We start from the raw sequence: 18,164 nt of genomic DNA, 5'->3' as shown, positions 1-18,164 counted from the left end.
TAGAGAACGAGGTCAGGAGGTCAGGAGGTCAGGAGGTCAGGAGGTCAGGAGGTCAGGAGGTCAGGAGGTCAGGAGGTCAGGAGGTCAGGAAGTCAGGAAGTCAGGAGGTCAGGAAGTCAGGAAGTCAGGAGGTCAGGAGGTCAGGAGGTCAGGAGGTCAGGAGGTCAGGAGGTCAGGAGGTCAGGAGGTCAGGAGGTCAGGAGGTCAGGAGGTATTCCCTAATGCAAGATGTGTCTTTTGTATACAAAAGACGTACACCCCTCCCCAAGCCCCTCCGGAGGCATTGGGGAAGTGGTGTTGTTACTCTGCTCCAAAGTCGCAGAGTGTGGGTTCCCTTTCCTTGCCCGAGGGCAAAATCCATGGTCAATCTTTATTGAATTTAGGCACATCATTTTCAGATGTCTACTCCTCCTATAACCTTAGAACCCAACTCACGCTATGCGACAATTGGGGAATTTTGAGGATGTGCATTCTTCTAAACACCTTTGCACTACGTTCCAAATGTAGTAGGACGAAGGTAAAAGAACATAAGCTATTGGTTATGGGAAACGGAAGAAAGATTGAAAAAATACAGAATAAATCGGGTGAGAAAATAGTCTCATTTAGAATGCAAAATGAAGACTTTGAGATATTGAATCGTAAGATGAAAGAGTTAAATCTGAAAACAATATCTGACTATTTAAGGTTTTTAGTGAGCGAAGAAGAGGTAAAAGTAAGAGAGGTTTACAAAGAAAACCCAGAGCTAATTGAACTACTAGAAGAGTTAATCTATCAGACACGGATGATCGGAGTTAATATGAATCAAATCGCTTATGGGGTTAACATTGGCATGGGTATTCCAGATGATTTCTTTCCTTGGGCGAAGGGTGTCATTCAGAAAATCAATAGGCAATATAAGGACCTATTGATGGAAATGAATAGAGATTTTACTATTAAAGAAAGGCTATGATCACCAAAATACAACCACCTCATCCCTACCTTGCTGTAACACTTAGATACAACTTTAGAAAGGTCGAGAAGGGAGAAGCGTCAGTGTTATACACTAGAGGTTTGAAGTTCAAAAACACAGAAGATGTATTCTTTGAAATCACAAAGCAACGCTTTTACGACACACTTCCCGAGCACTATAGAACCGTAAATATTGTATTCCATGCGTCCATAAATCCACATAAAGACGACAACTTGGACGACCAAACAATAGAGTATTTTATTGATGACTACATGGAAAAACTTGGGTATGGAGGACAACCATATATTGTCTTCAAACACGAGGATATTGATAGGACACACTACCATGTTGTTTCACTGAATGTTGATAGCAAAGGAGAAAAAATAAACGACCGCTTTCTAAAGAAAAGGTCTTGGCAAATACTAAAAGAACTCAGTAAAAAATATGGGATCAAGCCACCAAACCAACACTTAAAAGAGGAAAAGGCAGAGAAGTTAGCCACTGCTCCCACACCAATTATTTACTCAGAAGGTAATTTGGCGAATAGGATAAAAGAGGTAGTTGATTATGTTATGGATGTCTATAGTCCAAAGAGTATTGGTGAATTATCTGCATTATTATATGGCTATAATATTTCGTTGGAGACAATAAAAGATGAGAGCAAGTCAAATGAGGAGGAGAGTGGTTTAGTTTATAGTATCATCAAGGAAAATGAAAGAGTTAGTGTAGGTATTAAGGCCAGCGATCTCGGATATTATTATCTTAGGAAACAGCTTGATGCACAATTCAAAGCCAATAAAAAACAATGGAAGGAATACTTATCCAACAGAATTAAATATGCAGTCATTTGGTCCTTACGGAATGCCAAAGATCCAATTAAGTTTATTGACAATCTGAATGACTTAGGGATAAGTGTTCGGTTGTTAATTAATGACGAAGGGAGAATCTATGGTGTTACTTATATTGACCTAAGGAGAGGCATTGTTTGTAATGGGTCGTATGTTGGAACAGAGTTTTCAGCAAATGCTCTTGATGACTATTTCAACCAACGAGTAGGACATCAGTGGACCTTAAATAAAGAGCGTGCATATTGCATAGAAAAGGCAATAAGTAGAGCCTTACATACTGACTGCTCGTTTGAGGAGTTTATTAAACGGCTATCGGATATGAGTATTGAGACCATGGTGGAAAGGGACGAAAATGGAGAAATCAGCAATCTTATTTTTGCAGATAACAAACACCATGTTCTTATTGGTTCTAATGAACTTAGCACACACTATTCTACCCTACTCCTCAAAAATTACTTTGAAGAAGGAGGTGAAAACTTTTGGGTTAACGATGTTATTGACAAGCCCTTGTGGGCAGAAACACATGCAAAAGACACATCACAACGATACTCACAATCCGGTAGAAACGAATTGCTGGATGACATTATTGATGGTTTAGGCGGAAATACTGGTGACAATAATGCTCTAGCAATTGGAAAGATGTACCAAAGACAGGCAGAAAGGAATTGGGGTAGAAGACGGAGGTAGTAGAGCTATGGAAAAAGAAAGAGAGACTTGGAGAGGAAGGAATATGCCCCTCGTAACCTTGCCATGGCCTAGCTGAGTGGCGTTATTCACATACATATATACAATCATAATAACATACTATTATTTTTCTATTGAAATATTTTGTCGGCTCAAAAATACTTCGTATGTTTGCATAGAAGAATAGAACAATAACTAATTAATAATATTAATACATATCAAAATAGAACTATAAAAGTATGGCAAAAGTTATTTCTGTGGTAAACCACAAAGGAGGAGTCGGCAAAACGACCACGAGTGCCTCGCTGATTGCGGGACTCACAAACAAAGGGAAAAGGGTCATTGGCATTGACATGGATGGGCAAGCCAACCTGACCTCTCTATTGGGCATAGGCGAGCAAGAGGAGAACATCTATACCGCTCTAAAGACTGGCAATGGATTGCCTATCTACGTAAATGATTTTGGGGCAAAGGTTGTCCCTTCAACTCTTGATCTTCAAGCTGCCGAAGTAGAGCTCTCTAATGAGCCCGGCCGTGAGCTACTGCTAAAAGGGCTACTAGCACCTTATCTCTCACAATTGGATTACGTCATAATTGACTGTCCACCCTCTCTCGGTCTTCTAACGATAAATGCATTGACCGCCTCCACTCATGTGATTATCCCGATTGAAGCAGAACCGCTATCACTTAAGGGGATGAGCACTATCCTTTCTATTATTGACAAGGTGAAGACGAGGCTAAATAAGGATCTACAGATTATGGGTGTTCTCGTCACCAAGTTTGATGGTCGAAAGATCATCAATCGGGAGGTACTACAAACCGCTACCACCCACTATCCCGGTCTTGTATTCGACACCAAGATCAGGGACAATGTACGGCTCGCGGAAACAGCTGCCCTTGCTAAGGATATTTTCTCCTACGACTCAGACTCTAATGGAGCAAAAGACTACCAAGCACTCTGCGAAGAGCTTATTCAGAGAGAGGACAGTTCTGTAGAAGCATAATAGTATAGAATAATTGTATTATATTTGTAATCCAACAACTAAATTAAACATTCAATATGGCTAAGAAATTTGAGGGTCTTGATAATTTGATCCAACCTACGACAGATGACAAGAAGACAGAAGAGCCTAAGAAGGGCCCTGAAACGACCACTGTTGCTGATGCTGAATATGTAAACAGCAATATACCTCTATTAAAGGAGCAGCACACTAAGCTTCGCATCCTAGCAATGTTACAGCAAAAGACGCTCAAGCAACTCTTTACTGAGATGATAGACGAGTACCTCAAAAATCACGAGGTACCGATCTAATCAGCCAACCCTTTTACCATAGTATTGAAATTAGCTCGGTGTGTTTCGCAACTCACCGAGCTAAACATTCAAATATTATTCAAACCAAATACAGTCAAGAAAGACTTTAATTGCTAGTAATCAATGTGAGAACAGGCATTATAGCCTTCTCCCCTTTTTATTCTTCTCCAACTTAGTAATCTTTATCCTCTTAAAGCCAAGTGTATGTGTCCGAGCCTTATCGTACAATTGTTTAGTAGCTTCTATACCACTATCAATTGTCTTTGACACCTCCTCTTTTAATGATGTCAACTGCTTCTCCACACTGCTCTTCATCCCCTCAACACCCTTTGATACACTCTTTTGAGCGACATTATACATTGAACTAAAGAAGGTCTTCATCCTAAATGTACGAGCCGATGGATAAACCCTTGTATTCTTTTGATAAGCTACTGCTGACTCACCCACCGTTGCGATCAAGTTATCGCTTATCGAAGCAAGCTCATTTTGCAGGCTATTCAATGTTTGCAAGGAATTACCTACTCGGTTAGCCATACCTAGGAGAACTGTTTGCTTGATGTCGGGATCTAGGTCCTCTTGTGTTGCCACCGCCATAATATCCTCATCAAACAGCTCAGGATGTTTCCTGCCCTCAAGCAAGTCATAAATCTCAATCATTGAGGACTCCTTCAATTGAATTGAGAAGTCATCTATTGAAAGTTCTTTTTCCTTAAGAGGGGCAACTTCCAACCTAAACTGCTCTGCAATAAAGCTATGATTGACTGACTTATTATATCCTAGAGATTGAGCGAACTGTTCCTCACAGCTCTTAAGGACATCTGCCCGAAGGTTTCTTGATAGGTATGGCAAACTATCCTTCACAAACCGCTCATATAGGTCAACCCTTGCGTTGACCACTCTCTCTATCATCTCCGAAGAGAGCTCTTGATTTTCAATTAAGCTATGGAATAGCATTAGGTCATTATTCTCAATTGCTTTTGCAAGAAGCTGCTCTTGTTGTGAATCCGTCAATGTAGCATACTGTGAAAGATTATACAGCAGTTCTTCATCACGATGAGCCAAAAGCTTTTCCACTACACATGGAGGAAGGTATCGGTTTTTGGTCAACCCAACTAGAAGCACGTCATCTGCCTTTTCGGACAAAAGAGATAAGACAACAGGATTAGAAATCGTACGAATACATACCTCCACTAATGAGGGGTTCTTCTCCTCTTTAGCTCGATCTAATATATTTTGAGCCTCCATCTCATCAAGCACACTCGTTGCTCGTTCTAATGCGAGCGATGACAGCTCAATACGAGGATCATATATAAAATCATTCGCAAAGCTCAAACTTGATGTTTGCCTAGGTGAATGCTGAAAGACCGCCATAGCAATATCTAGGTCATGATGGTGTCCTAGTCTGCTAAGGTCAGCACGAGATATGTTAGGATTACTAATAGCTCCAATCAGCACCTCCTTACTATAATCAGCAGCCTTCTCTACTATATAGCCTAATGTGCTTCCACTTAGCTTTTTATTCTTTACCGCCATCACCTTCACTTGTGACGGGTACTCAGGGTGGTCAATTAGTGACAATAATGTATTATCATTTCTAGCCCACTTAGCGATAGTCATTAAATCCTGTTCGTTACTTCTACTAAGCATATTTTCTAACTCTTAAATGTTAATCTACAAACCTATCAAAATGGCAAATCCTCATCACCTTGAGCTTGTCCTTGGGACTGTGCCTGTGGTTGATCTTGTGCACTCTCTTGAGGGGTAGCATTCTTACTTGCACTATCCTTACCCCCTAAGAGTTCAATTGTATCTACATACACCACCGCCGCAGGCATCGCCGCTCCTTCTTTATCTGCATACGCTGTTACCTTCAACGCACCAACAGCAGCCACCAACGTACCCTTTTTTAGGTATGGCAACAGTTTCTTTAGCCCTAGGTTAAAGTTAAGCTGATACCATCTCAAGCTCTTTGTATCTTGCTGCTTCTTGCTCTTCACTGGGGCACAAGATGCCTGTATAAACTTCTCTTCACCATTAATTGTGACTACTTTAGCATCTGCTCCCAAGTAACCAACTAACATTATCTTCTCCATAATTCTCTATTTTTATTATTAATCTTATTATTTCAACAAACAACTTTCTCCACACTCTTGCGGAGAGGGAACACCTCACATACCCATACCACGCTTGGGTCTATCATCACGATCATTGGGGATATTGATAGACTTTTTCCCTTCAATGGGGGTATTCTCTGGCCAATCAGGAGCAATATTATACTTCGTGAAAATCTCCTTTGCTTGGGCTTTTACCCTATCGTTATCCGTGTTCGCTAGATATTGATTCTTATACAGCTCCGCCTCAATAGTGTAATGTACGTCATCATCAACGTATAACATATTAGAAAGCATATATGAAAGTAACCTATCGCTCTTAATACTATGACACAGTTCTTCGACCATATCTAAATGGTCAGCTAGCTTCCATGGGATATAATCAAAGACAATGTGGTTTGCCAAGTTATTAAACTCCGACTCACTAAAACCTAGTTCCCTATGGTCATCACCTATCTGTTTAATGAATTCTACGCTCTTCTCGGGAGCATAATCCTCTAGCACCTTCCCATATAGTTTGGATTCATCCACGCCATAAGTAAAACCTAACAACTGATCTGTAAATTCAGCATAAGCATTACCAAGTATAGTAGATATGCCCCCCTCCAATACATTACTTACCCATTCGCCACCGTGCGTGAAGACTTCTTCGCTCGTGAACAAGAGCAAATCTTGTGCGTTAGGCATAAACATCTTTTCTGCCAACTCATAATCACGAAAAGCATTATAAGCGACATACTCATTCTTGGCTTTATACAAGTAATTAAAATATAGGCTAGAAGGGTCTTTAAGCATTTCCTCCTTTGCCATACGTAGGAAGGTCTCATTGAAACTGTAGTCATTATCTGGCTTAAAGTCCTCAAAAAGCTTATCTATGCAATCGCTCTTAAACTGCTTAAGTACATCCATAATTCAACAATAAATATGAGTTGGCAAGCTGTGCCTTGCCTGCCAACTCCTCACAATCAAATACTCTTCTTAACACCCTTGTCCTTAGCAGCAGAGATAGTCTGACTCTTTTGAGTAGCCTGCTGCTTCTCTTGCGACTTGACAACTCCTACGATCTCTTTAATCTTAGGAGCTTTCTTGGAGATAACCCCACGCTCCTTCTGATACCTAAGAACTGTATTCTCGCTAAGGAACTTAGTATTCCACGTACTAGCATCGTACATGAAGTACGAATCAAAGGTCTTCTCGTTATAGCGGCTCTGTAGCCCTGTGAGCTTCACAACGTCACCCCGCTTAAGAGTTTCCATCTCCTCTGGAGTGAATGTATGACCACAAACTTGCTCAGGGATCTGCTTTACAGCGTGCTCCACTCGCATATAACGCATCGCATTAGTAATAGGATGCATGCCCACAAAAGCTTCAAACTTTTCTCCATTTCTATTGGTCAGCTCAACAGCCCTACCAATTGAATTAGTGGACAACAGCATGAAAATATCCTCCTCAGTGAACTTATGTCCCATATAAACACTATCTTTCTCCCTGAGGTCAGGAAAAGGTCTTTTTGAGGTCAGTAGCAACTTCACCTCATTACTCTCTTTGTCAATATAAACTCGAGCGGTACCCTCTACTATCGCACGTTCTTTAACATCAGGAATATCTCTCCCTTCTGCTTTGAACAACTCACGATCCTCGTAAGTAAACTGCTCTCGCATATAGATCGGGAGAGCACTTGTCTCTAGCCCAGCACAAAGAGTTTTCACCAAATCATGTTGTCTCTGCAACCAATTAATGTCAATCCCATTATACTCCATCAACTTCCATGGCAACTCTGCCTCTCTCAATGGGAACTTTTTCTCTTCACTCATAACAAAAACATCTAAAAAACATAATAAAACATCTACATAGACATGAAGTGGCACAACTTCATATCCATCGCAAACATACCCGCATAATAATAGCCTTACCAGCTTTACCTAATTGCCGCATGAGTTCTTTGTGGTTGGTTAGAACTAGATGAAAAAAAGAGGACGTATCAAGGGAGGGAAAGGGGGTCGAGGGACTCTAGCGGAGGAAACATCGCACCATTATGCCTAGAAGTGAAGGCAAAAAAGATGTGAGCCAGCAACGCCAGCTCACATCCTCACAACATCATTAACAATCTACATGATAAAACAATCTAATACTTTATCGACACAAAGGTACTGCCCTACAAGACAATCCAAACACTATTCCAATTGCCGCATGAGAAGTCTTGCAAAATTTCAAGCAGGACCAACCATCTATCGTAAATGAACTATAGGTCCTCCCCATTTTGCATGTTATAAGGATTATAATAATAAATGGCCCAAATATAAAACCCATAGTCCAATCTCAAAAGCATCAAATGCACTGGCCTATTCTCAATACTATTAGGGCAATTCCCAACCTGATTAAAAACAGCAAAATCTAAAATAGTCCCAAGCCCTACACTCCTAATCCTATCTGACACCCTCTGCACAACATCTTCACTACTAAGTTGATACTTCGGATTATTACTAAACGCCTCAAGAAGATCGTTATACCCCAACTGAGCCATAGCCCTATCAGAAAGGTTGAAAGGTGCTACCGAAACACAAGAGACCACTCCTTTAACTGTGTTGATTAGAACCCCGCACCGTTGCCCATTAAACTCGCCATCCATAAGGTCTCCATCTACCCCTTCTACCTTTTCAAAACCCTTCTTCTCTAAAGCAGAAATAAAGCGTTCCTTGGGACCATCCACAGGGATCCCCATAAACTCCGTCACACACCCGGAGGAAGTTGAGGAGTTGCCTTTGTTACATGAAGATAAAGTCATCACAAAAACAAAAAGCAGAAGTGCGTTAATTGAAGCAAAACCTCTTACAAGCCAATCTCGCTCTCTATTAAATAATCGTCTCATAATTATCTCTACTATAATATATCACCATCAACATAAAACAGGCCCCAAGTATAGTGGTCGGGGAATAACCGTAAAAGGGTCACCAACACAATCTTCTTATTAGGACCTTCCTTACCACCTTCAAACTTGACGAAGCAGTCATAATCAATTAGGTCCCTATCAAAGACGTCTAATAGATTAGTCTTAAAAGCCTCAGTCCCTTTTCTCGAATACCTCTTAAAGCTAGTACTATTTTTAAGCAGACTTAGTATGTCATCATACTGTAGCTGAGCTTCCTCTTCGTCCTTAATGTCAAAGCTAACTAGCATAGAACCCTTGATAATTCCTCTCACATCACCCGGTGTAATCAAATATCTCACTCCATCAAATGTCCCGATGAGAAAGGAGCGATCAAAACCGCTATAGCCCAATCTCTTTACAGCTGAAACATAGTAGGGAAACTGAACCCCTAATGGGAGTTTCAAAAACTCACCTATAACCTTGTTTACTGTCATGTTTCTATAATTAACCTTTTGTTTATCAATCCATTAACCTCATAATCACCTTCACATCTATCTTGGTAACTTCACTCTGCAAGAGCAAGAAGAAACAGATCTGTGATACAGCGATATAAACATATTCATCACTATTCTAGGATAGCAGCTTCTGCACGAACCTAGGGGAATTATAATTATTGAAATATCCTAAGCTCACAGAGTACTTATTAGGTTCTATCCTATAGAGCATAATCACTACTCTTCTTTTTTCAAGCTCCGATGAGCCATCTCCGACTTGATGGAACCAACAGAGATAAGACTTATTCTCTTTTGAAAAAAAGCTCTCAAGATCCTCATTATGGGGTATTGACTTACCACCACCATAAGAATACTCTGCATCTATTGAAAAGGTCATGAAGAGATTATTAAATTCCATCTTAGCTGTTTCACCATCAAGTGTTTCTTCGTTAAGCACGTAAACTACATAAACCTTATCACTATGAAGACCAACCGATACCTCACATTGTTTTCCAAGGAAGTTGCCACTTAGCGTGTCTTCATCAACCTTGGTGAACCCCTTCTTTTCAAGTGCAGAGAACACCTCTTGTTTAGTACCATCTACTGGCACCCCAAGGAACTCTGTCACACACATTTTATTCTTCATCTTTTCTTGTGCTATTAAAGGTCCTCACCATTAGGATAATTATTCATATTATAATAGGAAATAATCAACATGTATTCACTGACGCTAACTTGATCAATATGAACTCTAACTATACCACATATCAAGGGATCATCTGAGTTGTTTTCTATCTGCTGAAAATAAGCTTCATACACGTGATTCTTAACAAGAATATTATACCTAACATCTTCACCTGATGGAATTAATTCTCCTTCAATATAACTGTACTTTGGATTGTTTTTTAACATAGAGAAGACATTGTTAAATCTCCGCATAACAGTTATATCATCTAGGTTCCCATCAATAGCACCAACACAATAAACCTTGCCTTTATTAGTAACAACAGCGATCGAATTTTCACGGCCATTAAACTCACCAAGCAAGTACTCGTTTCTAACCCTCTTAAATCCCTTCTTCTCTAGGGCAGAAAACATCTCCTCTTGAGTTCCATCCACTGGAATCCCCATAAACTTAGTCACACAATCTTGTGCAAAGACGGGAACACTAAACAAGAGCATCAATAGAAGCAAGCTCCATTTGAGTGTTGCCATACTATGGAGGCGAGTACAAACCAATGTGTTATTAAACAAGTTATTCATTTTACTACTCTTTTATTGTTATATGTTATTATTATTCTATATATTCATTGAAATGGTTGGTCACAAAATGACCAACCAAACTACTATGCGAAGGAGATGTTACATTGAACGACCACGCTTTCTCTCAGGTATGTTCAGCTTTCGGCGACTCTCTTTTGATACCTTTTGCTGTTGCCGCTCATTATAGACCGCCTCAATCTTATCCTTTATTTCAAATCGATTCGTCTCTAAGAAGTTAAGAGCATTCTCGAGAGTATTGGTGTCCATAAGTGGCACATATAGGTTAAGAGTATCTCTTAAGGCTTGAGTGAAGAACGGGTAGACTTGCTCACAACTCTCTTTCAGAGCTTGTGAAACAACTACATCAGGAAATGTTTTAGAATCATACTGATCCATATAGGCATTAGCCACCTCAAACCTATCCAGATCTCCCATTTCAAGAGCATCGAAATGCTTAAAGTAAAGTTCTTTTGTAAAATCATAATTGTAAACCTCTAAGTGAGCCCGCTTCAAATGCTCAGAATCCAATCCATTTTTAGCAAGGTCATAAAGACAAGCTCCAGCATCATCAGCCCACTTCAAAGCCGGGACAATCAGCTCGTCATCAAAAAGGACACTACTACTAGGAGTATCTGCTGCATACGCCAATGCTTCCTTGAGCAGGAACTGCTCAATTAAATTCACATCACGCACCTCTGTCGTCATATTATGCCGACTAATAAGTTCCTCTCCGTCATAATATACGTGCGTCTCTCTAGGCACCTCACCCTCCGACAACTTGTCATAAAAGTATGTAATGCCATGGGGCTTACCTTCCCTAGACATCTCCTTTATCACTATGTCTACCCAATCGTCATAGGCATATTTCATATCAACATAATGCCTAAAATCCCCTCCTTCAATTCTCTCCTCTCTTACCGATGAATCGTTTATCTTTTCCATAATCCTTTTTTATAAATAGATTAATACTCCAACTTCATTTGGCACACACTATATTGATAGCCCACCTTTTTTCTTTCTTTTCAAGGTAATCTTCTTAGGAGCCTCCTCTTGCTCCGCCTCCTTAGAGGGCCGCACCGTAGGTTGCATGCCTCCTACTATTGCAGCCACCTTACCGTAAGTTTCACTAGTCGCATTCAAGCGTTTTCCGATAGAGCGAGAGTCATCAATGCTCTTATCTTCAATAACGATATGTCTCCGTTCTATACTCTTATACAGCTCCACCGTTAGGTCCTTATCCAAAATCATCTCAAATGGACTGTTTTGGAACCCACACTTATTTCCTTTTGGGATCGTTATACTATGAACAAGAAAGTCATTTTCAAACATATCTACAAGGTCAATCTTCGCTAAGAAAGTAAGGTTGCCTAGCTCAGGAGAAAGGTCCTTCACCTCATTAGCAAATGAAGCGTACGGCACACATTCATTACCATTCCTCTCAGGAAAGTCAGGAAAATCCGCTTTGCAAGGAACACCTAGCTTCTGTAGCTCATCAGCAACCTTGATTGGATCCAACTGTAGCTGATCAATCGCCTTACCAATAGCTGACTCACCATTAGAATAACTGAACTTCAAGGGACTTAAGACAGGAGGCTCAAGAGCGTAGATACCACTAACTCGCACATTTAGCACCCCGTTATCGCCCGTCTGACGCAACAGCGTATAGATATAATCGTTATCATCAAACGTTTGCAGCGAACGAACATAATCTGTTATATCTTGGTACGATTCATAGTCAATATCCAAGTCATCGTAATCGGAACCATTGATAAAAGCCCTAACCTCCTCCTCTGTGATACCACGATGCCCTAGTTCCTCTTCAACAAGATTGTACAAGACCTTATCAGCAGCATCTAAGTCACTATCACGGAAGTAAGAGTCTAGTAGATCATAGAAGAAGCAAACATCTCCATTATCCAAGCAATCTTGCAACTCTACAAGAGAATTATTAAGATTATCCGTTTCATCTACACTCCTCAATTGATACGACTCTTCTAACAAATCGTAGATGTCGTCTATCGTCAACATCTCCTTCTCTTTATTCACATCCATAAAAACTAATTTATTATTCATTTATTCTTTTAATTACACTTTGCACTCATGCACCCCTACCCTTAAAGGCTCGCTAAAGTCGGAAAATCCAAAAGGCTGCTCTTCATCAAAGAGGTCTTCGTCCATTAACGAAATTGCAAAAAACTCTGGGATTGACTGAAACACATCCTCCACAAATTGCTCTGGAAGGTCATCTGCAATACCATTAATAATGAAATCACAACCTAGATACCCCTCTTTATATAAGAGGCTCTTTTCCACCCTCAAGTCATCTATCAAAAGCGAGTATGAATCTCCATTTAGGTAGCACTCATAACGGATAAGTTCACTATTCAAGAAAAACTTACACACCTTATGAAAAAACCTTGCACTGTATGTGTCTACTATCTGTGCCACATCCTCCTCCGTCAGAAAGGCATAGCCGAGTTGCGAGCTATCCCAAAAGCTAGCAGGTCTCTTTGTGGTTAATATCCTCCCCATGTCTCCAGTCATATATACTGGCACAAGCTTCACTGCGTTAAACTTTTGACGAAGCACACTCTCATACTCCTTCCACGAACCAATGTTAGTGGTATCAACCACATACTCCACATCACCCAGATTTAAGAGTGAAGTCAAAAATGAAAACTTCCAAAACCCATCATTTTTTATTCTCGGATTCACATTTTCAGAATGACAGTAGTTAATTATCACTCTTACTCCATTATGGAGCTTATCATAAATAGCAGAATTACTCCCCGTTCTTAGGTCATAAAAGAAATTGTCATTTCCCCCTCTTCCACCCTTATTTCTCTGTTTACCACTCATAATCCCATCTTATCGTTTTATACCACTAGTCTTTTTAGACTTTATAGTTATCTTCTTCTGTGTCTCCTGAGTAGAGGGTTGTTCGAATAGATCAACAGGCTTTATAAGTTGCTTTGCCCCATCTTTGTAAAGATATTGAGTCAATGTTCCATCAGCATTCACCTCTTTTTGAAGACCATCAAGCTTATTATCCTTGAAGTTTTTCTGGTAGACTAGCTTTCCATCCTTACTCCATTCTTTTTCTATGCCATTTCTAACCCCCTCAACAAGGGACATCAACCTAAAAAGACGTCCGTTCTCGTACCAAACTTTATGAACCCCATCTCTTATCCCATTTTTGAACCTCCCCTCATAGGCTAGTAGCCCATTCTCGTGCCATCCTCTCTCAAGGCCTTCTTTTTTATCATCTTTGTAGTATGTTCTACGTGCTAGCTTTCCATTCTCCCACCAAACCTCTTGCAACCCATCTAACCGATCATTCTTGTAGTTAGATGAGACAGCTATCTGTCCACTCTCATACCAACTCTCTTGAAGACCCTCGAGCTGTCCATTTTCGTAGTTCGTGCTCGATGCAAGTTGTCCATTCATGAACCAATTTTCTTGCACCCCATCTTTTTCCCCATTTTTGTAATTTCCTCGAGTCCAAAGTTGCCCACTGTCATACCACCCCTCTGCAAGCCCTTCTTTTGTGCCCATTTTGTAGTTTTCACGAAACACTAGGTTCCCTTTAGAATTCCACTCTTTGTAAAGACCATCGGCCTTTCCATCTTTTATAGCACAGCTAGCCCATAATTGTCCATTTTGGTGCCAACTCTCCAGATGGCTAGAGGAGATACGCTGAAAATATTCAAAGCCCAAATCATCTTTAGCGAGTTCGATCTCGCCTCGCTCAGGGTGCTGGTCATTAGCCTTTATCTCTTCCACTATCTTTTTCTGATCCTCTGTCATAGCTTCATCCCTCCTTTCTTCTTAGGCTTAAGGGTTATTTTCTTCTTTTCCTTTGTCTCAAGGAAATCATCTGTTTCAACACGCTCGGAAGGTTCACCCTCTACAAAAGTATGACGCACCACTTTTTCTAGCTTTTCTTCGGCCTCGGATAGAATTGAAGAGGTCGGATTGGAATCTGTTGTTATCTGCTTTGGTGTCTCATTACCCTCAAGAGGAAAGTCCCCATTATAATATCCCATACAATAGGAGCTTGAAAAAAGCAAATCTCCAGTTGAATCCCACGCCTCATAAATCCCATCTAATTTCCCTTGTTCAAACGAACAAGAACACTTAAGTTGCCCATTGTACCACCATTCTCTTAAATGACCACTTAACTTGTCATCCACATAACAACAAAGCCTCTCAAGCTCTCCATTTTGATGCCAACTCTCATAGATACCATTCTTCTTGCCATTTTCATCAACGGTATAACTCTCTTTTAGTTGACCGTTTTTATACCACCTTTCACAATGTCCATCGGGAGACCAACGTGAAAAGTCACCCTCTGGAAGACCCGCACCAAAAAGCTTTATCTCACCTCGCTCAGGATAAGGGTCTCTAGCTCTTATCTCCTCCAACACCTTTTTCTGTGCTTCCAACACCTTTTTCTGTTCTACCGTCATGGGAGGGTTTAATATAGCTTTCATCCACTCTTTGCTGTCCATCTCCTCTCGTAGACCACACCAATCAGAAAACTTATCTACTATCTCTATAGATTGTAGCACCCCATCTTTGTAAAGATGCCGGGTTTTTGTTCCATCACCATTTGCTTCTTCTAAGAAACCATCAGGATCCCCATTTTTATAACTTCCCCCCTTCCATAGCCTACCATCTTCATGCCACTCCTCCCAAATCCCATCTTTCTTTCCATCTTTGTAGCATCCCCGTGACTTCATTAGTCCATTCTCCCACCACTCTTCATAAAACCCATTTAGAGCACCTTGCTTACATTTTCCACGCACCTTCAATTTGCCACTCTCGTACCACTCTTGTAAAAGACCTTCAGGAAAGCCATTTTTATAGGCACACCTAAATGATAGTTGTCCATTTGAATGCCACTGCTCATAAAGTCCATCAGGCCGGCCATCTTTACCCACAGGGTCTATAGCAAATTTAATCTCACCTCGCTCTGGGTACTGGTCATTTGCCCACAGTTCTTCTAACACCTTTTTCTGTTCTTCCGTCATAACTTCATCCCTCCTTTCTTGTTGTTTTTCATAGGGTCAACACTGTTGTCCAAATCCTTTTTCCTATTATCTTCAACTTTTTGTTCTATATCAGTTGTAAAAGACCTGTTTTCCATCACCTCACCCACCACCTTTGAGAGGTCAGAAGACGAACCATATAACTTCGCAGTTGCCTCCGAATAAAAAGACCTCTCCTCAGGGTGGTAGTCATATTGAATACACCCATTAACAAGAAAAGGGTACTCCTCAAAATCATCAAGGGCGATCGATAGATCAACCAGCTCTTTCTTTCCGAGGGTCAAAGGACCATCACGAAAATCCTCTGTTATACCCTCCACTATAGTAGAGCAACTATGTGAAACCATATCTCTCCACACACCAAGAACCCCATCAGGAGAATAGGGGTTAAAATTCTTCATCTCCTTATACACATACCCCTCACAATCCCAAAAATCAACAAACTCATCAGGGTACATTTTTATTGCTTTCTCCCCTTCCGAGTAATAAATAACATCATCAGAGATAAAACTAGCTATCTCATCTGCTAATTCATATTTATCCTCAAACGACTCACCCTCATTGTCAAGTAGGGCATTAAACACCCTATCCTTACACTCATCAACAAAATTCTCCTTCATAATCTATAGTTATTTATTAATGCCTATTTATCTCCCATACACAACCCAAAAAGCACCTTCCAAAGGATAGTCTTCTAATCTCATAACTTCAAACCCTTCTTCTTAGGTTCTTGGACCTTAATCCGCTTAGGGGAAAGGATATTCAGTTGTTTCTCTTTTTTGCCTGCTTGCAAACCTCCTTTAATTGAAGTGAAGTCGTTAAGGATTTGACGACTTACCTCTTTACCCATATCGTATATAACAGAGTCCACCTTCATATCGGCTCTAAGTTTTTCAGAAAGACCATGCTCCAGATCATCCTTCCAATAAGAACGTTCTTCTAGCTGACCGTCTTCATTCCAACTCATATAGAGACCATTCAGTTTTCCAGAAAGATAAGAGCTTTCCTCAGACAATTGACCATTGTTGTGCCAATGTTCACAGAGGCCATCCAACTTGTCATCCTTGAAGTGTCTGCGCAGAGCCAACTGGCCATTCTCGTCCCACCCCTCATTGAGACCATCTTTTTTACCATCTTTGAAGTTGTATCGACTCATCAATTGACCGTTAGTCCACCAACATTCTTCTAATCCCTCTTTCTTTCCATTCTTAAACTCACATCTATCAAAAAGTTTTCCATTTTCATAAACCCGTACAAAAACCCCTTCAGCATGATCATCTTTATAATTTCCCCTTAAATACATGTTTAAGTCCGAGATATATTTTTCGTATAAACCATCTAATTTATTGCTCTTATAAGAAATTGCCTCGATTCTTTTTCCGTTGGAGGTAAAGCTCTCAAACAAACCATCTTTTTGTCCAGCCTTGTATGAACACCGCATAGATAACTGACCATTAGAGTGCCAATGCTCATAGAGACCATGGAGAAGATCGTTTTGATAGCTACATCGTACTGCCAATTGACCTGTTTTATACCAAAACTCGTACAAACCATGAAGATCACAGTCTTTGATCCTACAACATATATGACGCTGACCATTCTCGTGCCAAGATTCAAAAAAACCTAACTTTCGATTATCTCGATAGAACCCTTCTCCATCAAATTTCTTAAGAATGGCTCCTCGCTCGGGATGTTTATCATTAGCTCGCAACTCATCCAAAACCTTTATCTGCTCTTCCGTCATAGCTTCATTCCTCCTTTCTTTTTGGGCTCTTGAATCTTTATTTGCTTAGGGGATGCCTTAGAAGTCTCCAATGCCTTTTCCACTCCATCCTTTTTTGTTTTTTCAACCTCCTGTGTCTGCTCAAAAGACTTCGATTGCTCTTGTTCAGGAGAGGGGAAGTACATTGGAAGAGCCTTAAAGACATCTTCCGAAAACCCCTCAGGGATAAAGGCAACCAACATATTCGCCACAAAGTCGGTGCCATAAAACTCACCAAAACTATCAATCGTCTCGCCAGTATTAACGTCTTCTACCATCATAGAATAAGACTCGCCATTCAGATACCCTTCATATACCTCCAGCTCTTGCTTTAAGACTTCTAATGAAGCCTCATGCAAGTCAGTGATGCCATAAGTATCTGCAAGGTGTTTTTGATTTTCAGCTGTGAGAAAAGCGAACCCGATCTGACCGCTATCCCATCTGTCATTAGGGTCAACGATGCTTAATGCTAGATACGAATGATCTGTCATATATAATGGCACCATCTCAACGATGTCATACTCCTCTCGCAATGCATCTCCATACTCCTCCCAACTATCGTAATCTCTAACATTCAAGCGACAATCCTCATCTCCTAAGTCATACTTTCTATGAGAACATGATAAGCTCCAACTATTATCCCATTCTCTAGGAGACTCTGCGGTAGAGTCATAACCAATAGTCAACCTCTGACCATTATGGATCTTATCATACAATACATCTCTACTTCCCTCCAAGTCATAAAAAACACCACTCTCCGACTTCTTCACATCTTCCATCACACTCATAACACCTTTATATCATCATTCATTAATAACTCA

Annotated in this window: 20 protein-coding genes; 4 read left to right on the top strand and 16 right to left on the bottom strand. The window is 40.4% G+C overall.

Features of this window, described 5'->3' with window-relative positions; genetic code table 11:
* The 4 genes from A3GK_RS11525 to A3GK_RS0105640 all read left to right on the top strand — a co-directional run.
* Nucleotides 1-949 (top strand): plasmid mobilization protein (locus A3GK_RS11525; RefSeq protein ID WP_026161745.1); only part of this gene is annotated, 949 nt, incomplete at its 5' end.
* The gene (locus A3GK_RS0105650; protein WP_018028503.1) at nucleotides 946-2,484 is read left to right on the top strand and encodes a relaxase/mobilization nuclease domain-containing protein; all 1,539 of its coding nucleotides are present in this window, start codon (nucleotides 946-948) and stop codon (nucleotides 2,482-2,484) included. The genes A3GK_RS11525 and A3GK_RS0105650, both read left to right, overlap by 4 nt.
* A gap of 236 nt (nucleotides 2,485-2,720) precedes the next feature.
* The gene (locus tag A3GK_RS0105645; RefSeq protein WP_018028502.1) at nucleotides 2,721-3,485 is read left to right on the top strand and encodes a ParA family protein; all 765 of its coding nucleotides are present in this window, start codon (nucleotides 2,721-2,723) and stop codon (nucleotides 3,483-3,485) included.
* Between the two features lie 56 nt (nucleotides 3,486-3,541).
* The gene (locus A3GK_RS0105640) at nucleotides 3,542-3,793 is read left to right on the top strand and encodes a hypothetical protein (RefSeq protein ID WP_018028501.1); all 252 of its coding nucleotides are present in this window, start codon (nucleotides 3,542-3,544) and stop codon (nucleotides 3,791-3,793) included.
* A gap of 138 nt (nucleotides 3,794-3,931) precedes the next feature.
* Here the strand turns inward: A3GK_RS0105640 and A3GK_RS0105635 are convergent, their stop codons facing one another.
* The 16 genes from A3GK_RS0105635 to A3GK_RS0105560 form a co-directional block, all read right to left on the bottom strand.
* The gene (locus tag A3GK_RS0105635) at nucleotides 3,932-5,440 is read right to left on the bottom strand and encodes a hypothetical protein (RefSeq protein ID WP_018028500.1); all 1,509 of its coding nucleotides are present in this window, start codon (nucleotides 5,438-5,440) and stop codon (nucleotides 3,932-3,934) included.
* Nucleotides 5,441-5,475: 35 nt separating this feature from the next.
* The gene (locus tag A3GK_RS0105630) at nucleotides 5,476-5,886 is read right to left on the bottom strand and encodes a single-stranded DNA-binding protein (RefSeq protein ID WP_018028499.1); all 411 of its coding nucleotides are present in this window, start codon (nucleotides 5,884-5,886) and stop codon (nucleotides 5,476-5,478) included.
* Between the two features lie 75 nt (nucleotides 5,887-5,961).
* The gene (locus A3GK_RS0105625) at nucleotides 5,962-6,813 is read right to left on the bottom strand and encodes a hypothetical protein (protein WP_018028498.1); all 852 of its coding nucleotides are present in this window, start codon (nucleotides 6,811-6,813) and stop codon (nucleotides 5,962-5,964) included.
* 56 nt (nucleotides 6,814-6,869) lie between these two features.
* Nucleotides 6,870-7,718: a DUF3945 domain-containing protein gene (locus A3GK_RS0105620; protein ID WP_018028497.1), complete on the bottom strand. Its 849-nt coding sequence runs from the start codon at nucleotides 7,716-7,718 to the stop codon at nucleotides 6,870-6,872.
* A 428-nt stretch (nucleotides 7,719-8,146) separates the two neighbouring features.
* Complete coding sequence (locus A3GK_RS0105615) at nucleotides 8,147-8,773, bottom strand: hypothetical protein (protein ID WP_018028496.1); 627 nt, start codon at nucleotides 8,771-8,773, stop codon at nucleotides 8,147-8,149.
* A gap of 11 nt (nucleotides 8,774-8,784) precedes the next feature.
* Nucleotides 8,785-9,267 (bottom strand): hypothetical protein, encoded by a 483-nt coding sequence (locus A3GK_RS0105610; protein WP_018028495.1) that lies wholly within the window; start codon nucleotides 9,265-9,267, stop codon nucleotides 8,785-8,787.
* A 136-nt stretch (nucleotides 9,268-9,403) separates the two neighbouring features.
* Complete coding sequence (locus A3GK_RS0105605) at nucleotides 9,404-9,913, bottom strand: hypothetical protein (RefSeq protein WP_018028494.1); 510 nt, start codon at nucleotides 9,911-9,913, stop codon at nucleotides 9,404-9,406.
* Between the two features lie 14 nt (nucleotides 9,914-9,927).
* The gene (locus tag A3GK_RS10510; protein ID WP_155799448.1) at nucleotides 9,928-10,482 is read right to left on the bottom strand and encodes a hypothetical protein; all 555 of its coding nucleotides are present in this window, start codon (nucleotides 10,480-10,482) and stop codon (nucleotides 9,928-9,930) included.
* 147 nt (nucleotides 10,483-10,629) lie between these two features.
* Nucleotides 10,630-11,472, bottom strand: a complete 843-nt coding sequence (locus tag A3GK_RS0105595; RefSeq protein WP_018028492.1) for a hypothetical protein — start codon at nucleotides 11,470-11,472, stop codon at nucleotides 10,630-10,632.
* 48 nt (nucleotides 11,473-11,520) lie between these two features.
* On the bottom strand, nucleotides 11,521-12,603 hold the full coding sequence (locus A3GK_RS0105590; protein ID WP_162138137.1) for a hypothetical protein: 1,083 nt from the start codon (nucleotides 12,601-12,603) through the stop codon (nucleotides 11,521-11,523).
* 12 nt (nucleotides 12,604-12,615) lie between these two features.
* Nucleotides 12,616-13,389 carry a hypothetical protein gene (locus A3GK_RS0105585; protein ID WP_018028490.1) on the bottom strand — a complete coding sequence of 258 codons (774 nt, stop codon included), beginning with the start codon at nucleotides 13,387-13,389 and terminating at the stop codon, nucleotides 12,616-12,618.
* A gap of 9 nt (nucleotides 13,390-13,398) precedes the next feature.
* The gene (locus A3GK_RS0105580) at nucleotides 13,399-14,337 is read right to left on the bottom strand and encodes a toxin-antitoxin system YwqK family antitoxin (protein ID WP_018028489.1); all 939 of its coding nucleotides are present in this window, start codon (nucleotides 14,335-14,337) and stop codon (nucleotides 13,399-13,401) included.
* Nucleotides 14,334-15,563, bottom strand: coding sequence for a toxin-antitoxin system YwqK family antitoxin (locus A3GK_RS11015; RefSeq protein WP_018028488.1), 1,230 nt, complete (start codon nucleotides 15,561-15,563; stop codon nucleotides 14,334-14,336). The genes A3GK_RS0105580 and A3GK_RS11015 overlap by 4 nt, the downstream gene beginning before the upstream one ends.
* A complete protein-coding gene (locus A3GK_RS0105570) occupies nucleotides 15,560-16,201 on the bottom strand; it encodes a hypothetical protein (RefSeq protein ID WP_018028487.1) in 642 nt (213 codons plus the stop codon). The genes A3GK_RS11015 and A3GK_RS0105570 overlap by 4 nt, the downstream gene beginning before the upstream one ends.
* Nucleotides 16,202-16,281: 80 nt before the next feature.
* Nucleotides 16,282-17,325, bottom strand: a complete 1,044-nt coding sequence (locus tag A3GK_RS11010; protein WP_018028486.1) for a toxin-antitoxin system YwqK family antitoxin — start codon at nucleotides 17,323-17,325, stop codon at nucleotides 16,282-16,284.
* The gene (locus A3GK_RS0105560; protein WP_018028485.1) at nucleotides 17,322-18,131 is read right to left on the bottom strand and encodes a hypothetical protein; all 810 of its coding nucleotides are present in this window, start codon (nucleotides 18,129-18,131) and stop codon (nucleotides 17,322-17,324) included. The genes A3GK_RS11010 and A3GK_RS0105560 overlap by 4 nt, the downstream gene beginning before the upstream one ends.
* Nucleotides 18,132-18,164: the final 33 nt, after the last annotated feature.

This window comes from Porphyromonas somerae DSM 23386 (assembly GCF_000372405.1).
In the GTDB taxonomy this organism is placed as follows: Bacteria; Bacteroidota; Bacteroidia; order Bacteroidales; family Porphyromonadaceae; genus Porphyromonas_A; species Porphyromonas_A somerae.
This window is presented reverse-complemented; position numbering and strand designations above follow the sequence as displayed.

Coding starts and splice junctions, on each gene's coding strand:
- A3GK_RS0105635 (WP_018028500.1), bottom strand. CDS start 5,440: ATGCTTAGTAGAAGTAACGAACAGGATTTAATGACTATCGCTAAGTGG.
- A3GK_RS0105605 (WP_018028494.1), bottom strand. CDS start 9,913: ATGAAGAATAAAATGTGTGTGACAGAGTTCCTTGGGGTGCCAGTAGAT.
- A3GK_RS0105570 (WP_018028487.1), bottom strand. CDS start 16,201: ATGAAGGAGAATTTTGTTGATGAGTGTAAGGATAGGGTGTTTAATGCC.
- A3GK_RS0105595 (WP_018028492.1), bottom strand. CDS start 11,472: ATGGAAAAGATAAACGATTCATCGGTAAGAGAGGAGAGAATTGAAGGA.
- A3GK_RS10510 (WP_155799448.1), bottom strand. CDS start 10,482: ATGGCAACACTCAAATGGAGCTTGCTTCTATTGATGCTCTTGTTTAGT.
- A3GK_RS0105645 (WP_018028502.1), top strand. CDS start 2,721: ATGGCAAAAGTTATTTCTGTGGTAAACCACAAAGGAGGAGTCGGCAAA.
- A3GK_RS0105650 (WP_018028503.1), top strand. CDS start 946: ATGATCACCAAAATACAACCACCTCATCCCTACCTTGCTGTAACACTT.
- A3GK_RS0105625 (WP_018028498.1), bottom strand. CDS start 6,813: ATGGATGTACTTAAGCAGTTTAAGAGCGATTGCATAGATAAGCTTTTT.
- A3GK_RS0105630 (WP_018028499.1), bottom strand. CDS start 5,886: ATGGAGAAGATAATGTTAGTTGGTTACTTGGGAGCAGATGCTAAAGTA.
- A3GK_RS0105580 (WP_018028489.1), bottom strand. CDS start 14,337: ATGACAGAGGATCAGAAAAAGATAGTGGAAGAGATAAAGGCTAATGAC.
- A3GK_RS0105640 (WP_018028501.1), top strand. CDS start 3,542: ATGGCTAAGAAATTTGAGGGTCTTGATAATTTGATCCAACCTACGACA.
- A3GK_RS0105590 (WP_162138137.1), bottom strand. CDS start 12,603: ATGAATAATAAATTAGTTTTTATGGATGTGAATAAAGAGAAGGAGATG.
- A3GK_RS0105560 (WP_018028485.1), bottom strand. CDS start 18,131: ATGAGTGTGATGGAAGATGTGAAGAAGTCGGAGAGTGGTGTTTTTTAT.
- A3GK_RS0105585 (WP_018028490.1), bottom strand. CDS start 13,389: ATGAGTGGTAAACAGAGAAATAAGGGTGGAAGAGGGGGAAATGACAAT.
- A3GK_RS0105610 (WP_018028495.1), bottom strand. CDS start 9,267: ATGACAGTAAACAAGGTTATAGGTGAGTTTTTGAAACTCCCATTAGGG.
- A3GK_RS0105615 (WP_018028496.1), bottom strand. CDS start 8,773: ATGAGACGATTATTTAATAGAGAGCGAGATTGGCTTGTAAGAGGTTTT.
- A3GK_RS11010 (WP_018028486.1), bottom strand. CDS start 17,325: ATGACGGAAGAGCAGATAAAGGTTTTGGATGAGTTGCGAGCTAATGAT.
- A3GK_RS0105620 (WP_018028497.1), bottom strand. CDS start 7,718: ATGAGTGAAGAGAAAAAGTTCCCATTGAGAGAGGCAGAGTTGCCATGG.
- A3GK_RS11015 (WP_018028488.1), bottom strand. CDS start 15,563: ATGACGGAAGAACAGAAAAAGGTGTTAGAAGAACTGTGGGCAAATGAC.